Source organism: Streptococcus sp. Z556, from assembly GCF_053010225.1.
Window position 1 is genome coordinate 25,454 of the sequence record NZ_JBRKNU010000001.1, and the last position, 12,418, is coordinate 37,871.

Sequence of the window (12,418 nt, forward strand, 5' to 3'; positions counted from 1 at the left end):
AGGATAGGTAATTAGCCAGAAAGGAAACCTATTATGAAAGGTATTATTCTTGCGGGTGGTTCGGGAACGCGCCTGTACCCACTTACTCGAGCTGCGTCAAAACAGCTGATGCCGGTTTATGATAAACCCATGATTTACTATCCTTTGTCAACCTTGATGTTGGCTGGGATTAAGGACATTTTGATCATCTCAACACCACAGGATTTACCCCGTTTTAAGGACCTGCTCTTGGATGGCTCCGAATTTGGGATCAAGCTTTCCTATGCGGAACAGCCTAGTCCCGATGGACTTGCTCAGGCTTTTCTTATCGGTGAAGAATTTATCGGTGACGATAGTGTTGCATTGATCTTGGGGGATAATATCTATCATGGACCTGGTTTGAGCAGAATGCTTCAAAAGGCAGCTAAGAAAGAGAAGGGTGCGACTGTTTTTGGCTACCAAGTGAAGGATCCAGAGCGTTTTGGTGTGGTCGAGTTTGATACAGACATGAATGCTATTTCCATAGAAGAAAAACCGAAGAATGCTCGCTCTAACTATGCAGTGACCGGTCTTTATTTCTATGACAATGACGTTGTGGAGATTGCCAAACAGATAAAACCGAGTGCTCGTGGAGAGTTGGAAATCACAGATGTTAACAATGCTTATTTGAAACGAGGGGATTTGTCAGTTGAAGTTATGGGACGTGGTTTTGCCTGGTTGGATACTGGGACACATGAGAGTCTGTTAGAAGCATCCCAATATATCGAAACGGTTCAAAGGATGCAAAATGTTCAGGTTGCCAACCTAGAAGAAATTGCCTACCGAATGGGTTATATCAGCCGCGAAGATGTGCTGAAGTTGGCGCAACCTCTCAAGAAGAATGAATACGGGCAATACTTGCTCCGTTTGATTGGAGAAATCTAGATGACAGATAATTTTTTCGGCAAAACACTTGCAGTGCACAAGATTGATGCCATTCCAGGTTTGTTAGAGTTCGACATTCCGGTTCATGGTGACAATCGTGGCTGGTTTAAGGAAAATTTTCAGAAAGAAAAGATGCTACCGCTTGGTTTTCCTGAAAGCTTCTTTGCTGAAGGAAAACTGCAAAACAATGTCAGCTTTTCTCGCAAAAATGTTCTTCGAGGTCTCCATGCTGAACCTTGGGACAAGTATATCTCAGTAGCAGATGGTGGCAAGGTTCTGGGTTCTTGGGTTGACCTACGTGAAGGCGAGACTTTTGGAAATGTTTATCAGACCGAGATTGATGCAAGTAAGGGAATCTTTGTCCCTCGTGGCGTAGCCAATGGTTTCCAAGTCCTCTCGGATACAGTTTCTTATAGCTATCTGGTCAATGACTACTGGGCACTTGAACTCAAGCCTAAATATGCTTTCGTCAACTATGCAGACCCAGCTTTGGGCATCCAGTGGGAAAACCTAGCAGAAGCAGAAGTTTCGGAAGCAGATAAGAATCATCCGCTACTTAAGGATGTCAAACCACTAAGAAAAGAAGATTTGTAAAAAAATTAGGGAATAAAAATGACTGAATACAAAAATATCATCGTGACAGGTGGGGCTGGTTTTATCGGTTCTAACTTTGTTCATTATGTCTATAACAACTTCCCAGATGTCCATGTGACAGTGCTGGACAAGCTGACTTATGCGGGTAATCGTGCCAATATTGAAGCAATTTTAGGTGATCGTGTTGAGTTGGTTGTTGGAGATATTGCAGATGCAACCTTGGTCGATAAGCTAGCTGCTCAAGCAGATGCCATTGTTCACTATGCGGCAGAAAGCCATAATGACAACTCGCTCAATGATCCGAGTCCATTTATCCACACCAACTTCATTGGGACTTACACTCTTTTGGAAGCAGCTCGTAAATACGACCTTCGTTTCCACCATGTGTCAACTGACGAAGTCTATGGGGACCTACCTCTGCGTGAAGATTTGCCAGGTCATGGAGAAGGTCCAGGTGAGAAATTTACGGCTGAAACCAAGTACAATCCCAGCTCGCCTTACTCATCAACCAAGGCAGCTTCAGATCTGATTGTCAAAGCTTGGGTTCGCTCGTTTGGTGTCAAAGCGACTATTTCTAACTGTTCAAACAACTATGGTCCTTACCAGCATATCGAGAAGTTCATCCCTCGTCAAATCACCAATATCTTGAGTGGTATCAAGCCAAAACTCTACGGTGAAGGTAAGAATGTCCGTGACTGGATCCATACCAATGACCACTCATCAGGGGTTTGGACGATTCTGACAAAGGGTCAAATCGGTGAAACCTACTTGATTGGTGCTGACGGTGAGAAGAACAATAAGGAAGTGTTGGAACTCATCCTCAAGGAAATGGGACAACCTGCTGATGCTTATGACCACGTGACAGATCGAGCTGGTCACGACCTCCGCTATGCCATCGATGCCAGCAAACTTCGTGATGAACTAGGATGGAAACCCGAGTTTACCAACTTTGAAGCAGGTCTCAAAGAGACCATCAAGTGGTACACAGATAACCAAGACTGGTGGAAATCTGAGAAAGAAGCGGTAGAGGCTAACTATGCTAAAACGCAACAAGTGATTAAATAATCAGACACTAAAAAGCAAGAGGCCTCAAGGTCTCTTGCTTTTTATGTATGTCGTAATCTTTTATTTTCTTACTTCTTGTTTATAAAACTCTTTAAGGGCATCTTGCCAGGATGGAATGACGAAACCTGTCGCCTTTGCTTTTGCCAAGCTCATAGTTGAGTTGAGAGGTCGTTTGGCCTTGGCAGGAAACTTGCTGGAATCTACAGGGATTACTTCGACATCACTGTCTTTAAGAATCTCGACAGCAAAGTCATACCAAGTGGTGTCTTCAGTGGAGTCATTTGATAAGTGGTAGTAGCCAAATGCTTTTTGATTTTCAGTCAAGTAGGTCATGAACTCAGCCAAGGTACGTGTCCAAGTTGGGCGACCGTGTTGGTCGTTGACCACTGTGAGCGTTTTATGGGTTTTGGCTAGGTTTTGCATGGTAAAGACAAAGTTTTTTCCATAATTTCCAAAAACCCAAGCAGTGCGGATGATGTAATGCTGTGACGTAAGGGTTTCAACAAGTTCTTCCCCCATTCGCTTGGTACGCCCGTACTCTGTCTGAGGATCAGGTAGGTCATCAACTTCCCATTCTTGTCCAACGGGTTTTTTCCCATCAAAGACATAGTCTGTTGAGATATAGACCAGAGTAGCTCCGTATTTCTCAGAGGCCTTGGCTACATTTTCAGTTCCAGTTACGTTGATGGCAAAATCCAGTTCTTTCCCCTCATCTTCTGCTGCATCAACAGCAGTGTAGGCTGCACAATGATAGACCAGAGTTGGTTTAACCTCAGCAAATACCTTCTCAACCATTTCAGCATTCGTGATATCCATTTCGGCCACATCCACTGCAACATAGTCCACATTTCGTTCATCTAGTAAATAACGTAGTTCAGTACCGAGTTGACCATTCGCACCTGTAATTAATATCATTGTCTTCTCCTTCACTTTTCTTCTCTCTAACTAATCATAGCAAAAAAATGATAAAAAATCTGTTATTCGGTCTTATTTTAAGGATTTATGCTAGAAAAAAATCGTGCTAGGAGATATGAATGTGAGGTAAATTTTTTAATAGAAAATCATTTTATCAGAATTTACCAAATTAAGTAAAAAATTCAGAAAATTCTGTTGACATCTCTCTAAAAAGAGTCTATAATGGAGAGAAAGTTTTAAAGGAGAAATAAATGAAAAGTTCAAAAATATTTGCCCTTGCGGGTGTAACCTTATTGGCGGCTGCGACTCTAGCTGCTTGCTCTGGATCAGGATCGAGTGCAAAATCTGAGAAAACATTCTCATATATCTATGAAACAGACCCTGACAACCTCAACTATTTGACAACTGGTAAGGCGGCTACTGCAAATATTACCAGTAACGTTGTTGATGGCTTGCTAGAAAATGACCGCTATGGTAACTTTGTACCGTCAATGGCCGAGGATTGGTCAGTATCCAAGGATGGATTGACCTATACTTATACCATTCGGAAGGATGCAAAATGGTATACTTCTGAAGGAGAAGAGTATGCAACGGTTAAAGCGCAAGACTTTGTAACTGGTCTAAAATATGCTGCTGATAAAAAATCAGATGGTCTTTATCTTGTTCAGGAATCAATCAAAGGATTGGATGCCTATGTGAAAGGAGAAATCAAAGATTTCGCTGAAGTAGGTATTAAGGCTCTTGATGACCACACTGTTCAGTACACCTTGAACAAGCCAGAAAGCTTCTGGAATTCTAAGACAACGATGGGGGTAATGGCTCCAGTTAATGAAGAGTTCTTAAACTCTAAAGGGGATGATTTCGCTAAAGGAACAGATCCAAGTAGCATCCTATATAATGGCCCATTCTTGCTAAAATCTATCGTAGCCAAATCTTCTGTTGAGTTTGAAAAAAATCCAAACTATTGGGATAAGGACAATGTTCATCTCGATAAAGTGAAATTGTCCTACTGGGATGGTCAAGATACTAACAAACCAACCGAAGCCTTCAAAGATGGCAGCTTTACAATGGCCCGTCTCTTCCCAACAAGCGCTAGCTACCCAGAGACTGAAAAAGAATATAAAGACAATATTGTTTATACACAACAAGACTCATCAACTTTCTTAGTTGGTATCAATATCGATCGTCAGTCTTATCAATACTCGTCTAAAACAACTGATGAACAAAAAACTTCTACCAAGAAAGCTCTCCTAAACAAAGACTTCCGTCAAGCACTTGCCTTTGGTTTTGATAGAACAGCCTATGCTTCTCAAGTCAATGGTGCAAGTGGTGCTACTAAGCTGCTTCGTAACTTGTTTGTACCGCCAGCATTCGTGCAGGCAGATGGAAAGAACTTTGGCGAAATGGTCAAAGAGAAATTGGTGACTTATGGTGACGAGTGGAGCAACGTGAACTTGGCCGATGCTCAAGATGGACTCTACAACCCAGATAAGGCCAAAGCAGAATTTGCCAAAGCTAAGGCAGCTCTTCAAGCTGAAGGTGTGCAATTCCCAATTCACTTGGATATGCCTGTAGACCAAACCAATACAACAAAAGTTCAACGTGTTCAATCCTTCAAACAATCGCTTGAAGCTACTCTAGGGGCAGAGAACGTCGTTGTCGATATCCAACAACTTCAAAAAGATGATGTCTTGAATATCACTTACTTTGCTGAAACAGCTGCTGGAGAAGACTGGGATATCTCAGATAACGTTGGATGGTCTCCAGACTTTGCAGACCCATCTACTTACCTTGATATCATCAAGCCATCTGTAGGGGAAAATACAAAGACTTACTTAGGATTTGACTCTGGAACAAACAACGCTGCAGCTAAGCAAGTTGGTTTGGAAGACTACGAAAAAATGGTTGTGGAAGCTGGTGAAGAAGTGAATGACGTTTCAAAACGTTATGAAAAATATGCTGCTGCCCAAGCTTGGTTGACCGACAGCGCCTTGCTCATCCCAACAACTTCTCAAACTGGTCGTCCAATGTTGTCTAAGATGGTACCATTTACACTTCCGTTTGCATACTCTGGTAACAAGGGTATGAGCGAAGCCCTCTTGTATAAATACCTAGATGTACAAGATAAACCAGTAACAGCAGATGAATACCAAAAAGCTCAAGAAAAATGGTTGAAAGAAAAAGAAGAGTCAAATAAAAAGGCTCAAGAAGATCTCGCAAACCATGTGAAATAACTTTTTAAAAATAAAGGATTTAGCCATTGAGATGATGGTTAGGTCCTTTTTTATCATTGCTATAAGACTCTGTAAGATGAGAAACAGAATTTTTCAGAATAGAGAAAAAATTCTTCATTTTTAGTTTTTCCTATTGCTTTCTTCCTCATTATTTGTTATATTAAAAGTACAATTATTTTTTTATTACGCTTAAGCATTGCACTTTCGGAGGAAGGAGTATTTTTTAAAAAAGAAATGTAAACGCTTACGTGAAAACGAAAGGATTTAGGAGTTCATGGATAAACGATTTTTTGAAAAACGCTGTAAGTTCAGTATTCGTAAGTTTACGCTTGGAGTAGCTTCGGTAATGATTGGGGCGACTTTCTTTGCTGCTGCTCCAGTCTTAGCAGATCAAGCAACTGTCGGCTCAACAAATAATTTACCGAGCGAACTGGCTGATTTGGACAAGCGGGCTAGTGATGAGGGGCGAGATTTTGATCAAGAAGCTGCTGCTCAGAATCCTGGTTCTGATGAAATAACTGACGGACCTAAGACTGAAGAGGAATTGTTAGCTCAAGAAAAGGAAAAGTCAGAAAAACCAAGCAATCTTCCAAAAGAACTAGAAGATAAGTTGGAGAAAGCTGAAGACAATGGGCGCGAAGTTGACAAGGATCAATTGGCCCAAGATACTGGGAAGCTTGTCCCAGAAGATGTGGCTAAAACGACTAACGGGGAATTAAACTACGGAGCAACTGTTAAAATCAAGACGCCATCTGGCGAAGGTAGCGGTATTGTTATTGGGAAAGACCTTGTTTTGACTGTTTCCCATAACTTTATCAAGGACAGCCAAGATGGAAATATCCGTAAGGTTGTTGACAATGACCAAGGGGATGGAGATATTTATAGCATTTCCTACCCAGGTATGCCAGATGTTAAGTTTGGCAAGAAAGACGTCATCCACTGGGATCGTGAGGGCTATCTAAAAGGCTTTAAGAATGATTTGGCGCTTGTGAGATTGCGTACGGTTCTTGAAAACACTCCAGTAGAAGTGACTAAAAAGCCAGTTGTTAAGAAAATCGGAGATAGACTCCATGTCTTTGGTTATCCAGAAGGGAAATTGGAACCGATTGTCAATACTACAGTTGATTTTGCAGAACCATATGGAGAAGGCGTTCAAGGAATTGGGTACCAAGGAGGAAAACCTGGTGCTAGTGGCGGTGGTATCTTTGATACAGAAGGAAAACTCGTCGGTGTTCACCAAAATGGTGTAGTTGGAAAACGGAGTGGAGGCATTCTCTTCTCACCAGCTCAACTAAAATGGATCCAAGACCACATGCAAGGGATTTCAAGTGTGAAACCAGCAGACTTGGAAGAAAAAGAAAAACCGGCTGAAGAAAAACCAAAAGAGGATAAACCTGCAGCTGCGAAACCTGAAACACCTAAGACAGTCACTCCTGAATGGCAAACAGTAGCGAATAAAGAGCAACAAGGAACCGTCACTATTCGCGAAGAAAAGGGTGTTCGTTACAATCAATTGTCTTCAACTGCACAGAACGACAATGGCGATAAACCAGCCTTGTTTGAAAAACAAGGATTGACAGTTGACGCTAATGGAAATGCGACTGTTGCTCTAACCTTCAAAGAAGATTCGGAAAAAGGCAAATCACGCTTTGGTGTCTTCTTGAAATTTAAAGATACCAATAACAATGTTTTTGTAGGATATGACTCAGGTGGTTGGTTCTGGGAATACAAAACACCAGGAAATAGCACTTGGTATAAAGGCAACCGTGTAGCAGCACCAGAAACAGGTTCTGTAAACCGTCTATCAATCACTCTTAAGTCAGATGGCCAGCTTAATGCCAGCAATAACGATGTCAATCTCTTTGATACAGTGACCTTGCCAGGGGCGGTCAATGATAATCTGAAAAATGAGAAGAAGATCCTTCTCAAGGCAGGAACTTATGGCAATGACCGTACGGTTGTCAGCGTTAAAACAGACAATCAAGAAGGCGTAAAAGCGGATGATACTCCTGCCCAGAAAGAAACAGGTCCGGTTGTTGACGATAGCAAGGTGACTTATGATACGATCCAGTCTAAGGTTCTCAAGGCAGTGATTGACCAAGCCTTTCCTCGTGTGAAAGAATATACTTTGAATGGTCATACTTTGCCAGGACAAGTTCAACAACTTAAGAAAATCTTAGTAAACAATCACGAAATTACACCTGAAGTCACCTATAAGAAGATCAATGATACTACTGCAGAGTACTTGATGAAGCTTCGTGATGAGAAGAATTTCATCAATGCAGATATGATTGTACGCTTGCAAGTTGTGGAAAATCAATTGCATTTTGATGTGACCAAGATTGTCAACCACAATCAAGTTACTCCAGGTCAGAAGATTGATGATGAAAGAAAACTTCTCTCCTCTATCAATTTCTTAGGGAACTCACTTGTGTCGGTTTCAAGCGACCAAACTGGAGCTAAGTTTGACGGAGCAACGATGTCAAACAATACCCATGTCAGTGGAGATGAACATATTGCTGTAACAAATCCAATGAAAAATTTGGCTAAGGGTTACATGTATGGTTTTGTTTCTACAGATAAGCTTGCTGCAGGTGTTTGGAGTAACTCTCAAAACAGCTACGGTGGTGGTTCGAATGACTGGACTCGTTTGACAGCATTCAAACAAACTGTTGGAAATACAAACTATGTGGGAATTCAAAGTTCTGAATGGCAATGGGAAAAAGCCTATAAAGGGATTGTATATCCAGAGTACACTAAGGAACTTCCAAGTGCTAAAGTTGTCATTACTGAGGATGCCAATGCGGATAATAAGGTCGACTGGCAGGATGGAGCTATTGCTTACCGTAGCATTATGAACAACCCTCAAGGTTGGGAAAAAGTCAAGGATATCACGGCTTACCGTATCGCGATGAACTTTGGTTCACAAGCACAAAACCCATTCCTTATGACTCTAGATGGTATCAAGAAGATCAATCTCCATACAGATGGTCTTGGACAGGGTGTTCTCCTTAAAGGATATGGTAGTGAGGGACATGACTCTGGTCACTTGAACTACGCAGATATTGGACAACGTATTGGTGGAGCTAAAGACTTTAAGACCTTGATTGAGAAAGCTAAGAAGTATGGTGCATATCTTGGTATCCACGTTAACGCTTCTGAAACTTATCCTGAATCTAAATACTTCAATGAAAATATTCTTCGTAAGAATCCAGATGGCAGCTATAGCTATGGCTGGAACTGGCTAGACCAAGGGATCAACATTGATGCAGCTTATGACTTGGCACATGGCCGTTTGGCACGTTGGGAAGATTTGAAGAATAAACTTGGTGAAGGCCTCGACTTTATCTATGTGGACGTTTGGGGCAATGGCCAATCTGGTGACAACGGTGCCTGGGCTACTCACGTTCTTGCTAAAGAAATCAACAAACAAGGCTGGCGCTTTGCGATTGAGTGGGGCCATGGTGGTGAGTACGACTCTACCTTCCATCATTGGGCAGCTGACTTGACCTATGGTGGCTACACTAACAAAGGTATCAACAGTGCCATCACGCGCTTTATCCGTAACCACCAAAAAGATGCTTGGGTAGGTGACTACAGAAGTTACGGTGGTGCTGCAGACTACCCACTTCTAGGTGGTTACAGCATGAAGGACTTTGAAGGCTGGCAAGGAAGAAGCGACTACAATGGCTATGTAACCAACCTCTTTGCCCATGACGTCATGACTAAGTACTTCCAACACTTCACTGTAAGCAAGTGGGAAAATGGCACACCAGTTACCATGACCGATAACGGTAGCACCTATAAATGGACTCCAGAAATGAAGGTTGAGCTAGTCGATGCAGCAGGTAACAAGGTTGTTGTGACTCGTAAGTCAAACGATGTCAATAGCCCACAATACCGTGAACGAACAGTAACGCTCAACGGACGTGTCATCCAAGATGGTTCAGCTTACTTGACTCCTTGGAACTGGGATGCGAATGGTAAGAAACTTCCTACTGATAAGGAAAAAATGTACTACTTCAATACGCAAGCCGGTGCAACAACTTGGACACTTCCAAGCGATTGGGCAAATAGCAAGGTTTACCTTTACAAGCTAACGGACCAAGGTAAGACAGAAGAGAAAGAACTCACTGTAACAGATGGTAAGATTACCCTAGACCTTCTCGCAAATCAACCATACGTTCTTTACCGTTCAAAACAAACCAATCCTGAAATGTCATGGAGCGAAGGCATGCACATCTATGACCAAGGATTTAACAGTGGAACCTTGAAACACTGGACCATTTCAGGCGATGCTTCTAAGGCAGAAATCGTCAAGTCTCAAGGCGCAAACGATATGCTTCGTATTCAAGGAAACAAAGAAAAAGTTAGTCTCACTCAGAAATTAACTGGCTTGAAACCAAATACTAAGTATGCCGTTTATGTCGGTGTCGATAACCGTAGTAATGCCAAGGCGAGCATCACTGTAAACACTGGTGAAAAAGAAGTGACTACTTATACCAATAAGTCTCTCGCACTCAACCATGTTAAGGCCTACGCCCACAATACACGTCGTGACAATGCTACAGTTGACAATACAAGTTACTTCCAAAACATGTATGCCTTCTTTACAACTGGATCGGACGTCTCAAATGTCACTCTTACTTTGAGTCGCGAAGCTGGTGATGAAGCAACTTACTTTGATGAAATTCGTACCTTTGAAAATAATTCAAGCATGTATGGAGACAAGCACGATACAGGTCAAGGAACCTTCAAACAAGACTTTGAAAATGTTGCTCAGGGTATCTTCCCATTCGTAGTGGGCGGTGTCGAAGGTGTTGAAGACAACCGCACTCACTTGTCTGAAAAGCATGATCCATATACACAACGTGGTTGGAACGGTAAGAAAGTTGATGATGTTATCGATGGAAATTGGTCACTCAAGACCAATGGACTGGTTAGCCGTCGTAACTTGGTTTACCAAACCATCCCACAAAACTTCCGCTTTGAAGCTGGTAAGACCTACCGTGTAACCTTTGAATACGAAGCAGGATCAGACAATACCTATGCCTTTGTAGTCGGTAAGGGAGAATTCCAGTCAGGTCGTCGTGGCACTCAAGCAAGCAACATAGAAATGCATGAATTGCCAAATACTTGGACGGATTCTAAGAAAGCCAAGAAGGCAACCTTCCTCGTGACAGGTGCAGAAACAGGCGATACTTGGGTAGGTATCTACTCAACTGGAAACGCAAGCAATACTCGTGGTGATTCTGGTGGAAATGCCAACTTCCGTGGTTACAACGACTTCATGATGGATAATCTTCAAATCGAAGAAATTACTCTAACAGGTAAGATGTTGACAGAAAATGCTCTGAAAAACTACTTGCCAACTGTAGCCATGACCAACTACACCAAAGAGTCTATGGATGCTTTGAAAGAGGCGGTCTTTAACCTCAGCCAAGCAGATGATGACATTAGCGTAGAAGAAGCGCGTGCAGAGATTGCCAAGATTGAAGCCTTGAAGAATGCTTTGGTTCAGAAGAAAACAGCCTTGGTAGCAGAAGACTTTGAAAGTTTGGATGCGCCTGCCCAACCAGGTGAAGGCCTAGAGAATGCCTTTGATGGCAATGTATCTAGCCTATGGCATACATCTTGGAGTGGTGGAGATGTAGGCAAGCCTGCAACAATGGTCTTGAAAGAACCTACTGAAATCACAGGACTTCGCTATGTTCCACGTGCATCTGATTCAAATGGAAACTTGCGAGATGTGAAACTGGTTGTCACAGATGAGTCTGGCAAGGAACATACCTTTACCGTAACAGATTGGCCAAATAACAATAAGCCAAAAGACATTGACTTTGGTAAGACAATCAAGGCTAAGAAAATTGTCCTTACTGGTACCAAGACATACGGAGATGGTGGAGATAAATACCAATCTGCAGCGGAACTCATCTTTACTCGTCCACAAGTAGCAGAGACACCTCTTGACTTGTCAGGCTATGAAGTGGCTTTAGCTAAGGCGCAGAAATTGACAGACAAAGAAAATCAAGAGGAAGTGGCTGGAGTTCAGGCCAGCATGAAATATGCGACGGATAATCATCTCTTGACTGAAAGAATGGTCGAGTTCTTCTCAGACTATCTCAACCAATTACAAGATAAGGTTGCTAAACCAGACGCTCCTACAAGCAGCAAGGGTGAGGAGCAACCTCCAGTTCTTGAAGTTCCTGAATACACAGGCCCTTACGGAACAGCTGGAGAAGAAGCGGCTGTTCATGACCTACCTGAGTTTAAGGGCGGAGTCAATGCAGCAGAAGCAGTTGTACATGAAGTCCCTGAGTTCAAGGGTGGAGTCAATGCTGTTCAAGCCTTGGTAAACGAATTGCCAGAATATAAAGGTGGAGCCAATGCAGTTCTAGCAGCTACAAATGAAGTTCCAGAGTATAGAGGTGGAGTCAATGCAGTTGAGGCCTTGGTAAATGAAAAACCAGCCTACACAGGTGTATTGGCTACTGCTGGAGATCAAGCAGCACCAACAGTTGAAAAACCTGAGTACCCGCTCACTCCAAGCCCAGTAGCTGATGCCAAAACTCCAAGAGCTAAAGATGAAGAGAAGCTTCCTGCTACAGGAGAACATGGTTCAGAAGCAGCCCTCTTCTTAGCAAGTGTGAGTATCGCTTTATCTGCTGCTGTTCTTACGACAAAACGAAAAGAAGACTAAACAGATT

6 protein-coding genes are annotated in these 12,418 nt (G+C 42.5%); 5 read left to right on the forward strand and 1 reads right to left on the reverse strand.

Going from position 1 to position 12,418, the window contains the following annotated elements; genetic code table 11:
* The first annotated feature begins 33 nt into the window (after positions 1–33).
* Genes rfbA through rfbB form a run of 3 tightly spaced genes read left to right on the forward strand, consistent with a single transcriptional unit; the run spans position 34 to position 2,562 of the window.
* The gene (gene rfbA / locus ACVC7S_RS00105) at positions 34–903 is read left to right on the forward strand and encodes a glucose-1-phosphate thymidylyltransferase RfbA (RefSeq protein ID WP_447265744.1); all 870 of its coding nucleotides are present in this window, start codon (positions 34–36) and stop codon (positions 901–903) included.
* Positions 904–1,497 (forward strand): dTDP-4-dehydrorhamnose 3,5-epimerase family protein, encoded by a 594-nt coding sequence (locus ACVC7S_RS00110; protein ID WP_447265745.1) that lies wholly within the window; start codon positions 904–906, stop codon positions 1,495–1,497.
* 18 nt (positions 1,498–1,515) lie between these two features.
* On the forward strand, positions 1,516–2,562 hold the full coding sequence (rfbB, locus tag ACVC7S_RS00115; RefSeq protein ID WP_049501012.1) for a dTDP-glucose 4,6-dehydratase: 1,047 nt from the start codon (positions 1,516–1,518) through the stop codon (positions 2,560–2,562).
* Between the two features lie 60 nt (positions 2,563–2,622).
* Here the strand turns inward: rfbB and rfbD are convergent, their stop codons facing one another.
* Complete coding sequence (gene rfbD / locus ACVC7S_RS00120) at positions 2,623–3,477, reverse strand: dTDP-4-dehydrorhamnose reductase (RefSeq protein ID WP_447265746.1); 855 nt, start codon at positions 3,475–3,477, stop codon at positions 2,623–2,625.
* 251 nt (positions 3,478–3,728) lie between these two features.
* Here rfbD and ACVC7S_RS00125 point away from each other — a divergent pair, with 251 nt between their 5' ends.
* Both ACVC7S_RS00125 and ACVC7S_RS00130 read left to right on the forward strand, forming a co-directional pair.
* Positions 3,729–5,711 carry a peptide ABC transporter substrate-binding protein gene (locus tag ACVC7S_RS00125; RefSeq protein ID WP_447265747.1) on the forward strand — a complete coding sequence of 661 codons (1,983 nt, stop codon included), beginning with the start codon at positions 3,729–3,731 and terminating at the stop codon, positions 5,709–5,711.
* Between the two features lie 274 nt (positions 5,712–5,985).
* Positions 5,986–12,411: a SpGH101 family endo-alpha-N-acetylgalactosaminidase gene (locus tag ACVC7S_RS00130; RefSeq protein ID WP_447265748.1), complete on the forward strand. Its 6,426-nt coding sequence runs from the start codon at positions 5,986–5,988 to the stop codon at positions 12,409–12,411.
* The last annotated feature ends 7 nt before the right edge of the window (positions 12,412–12,418 follow it).

Coding starts and splice junctions, on each gene's coding strand:
- rfbA (WP_447265744.1), top strand. CDS start 34: ATGAAAGGTATTATTCTTGCGGGTGGTTCGGGAACGCGCCTGTACCCA.
- ACVC7S_RS00110 (WP_447265745.1), top strand. CDS start 904: ATGACAGATAATTTTTTCGGCAAAACACTTGCAGTGCACAAGATTGAT.
- rfbB (WP_049501012.1), top strand. CDS start 1,516: ATGACTGAATACAAAAATATCATCGTGACAGGTGGGGCTGGTTTTATC.
- rfbD (WP_447265746.1), bottom strand. CDS start 3,477: ATGATATTAATTACAGGTGCGAATGGTCAACTCGGTACTGAACTACGT.
- ACVC7S_RS00125 (WP_447265747.1), top strand. CDS start 3,729: ATGAAAAGTTCAAAAATATTTGCCCTTGCGGGTGTAACCTTATTGGCG.
- ACVC7S_RS00130 (WP_447265748.1), top strand. CDS start 5,986: ATGGATAAACGATTTTTTGAAAAACGCTGTAAGTTCAGTATTCGTAAG.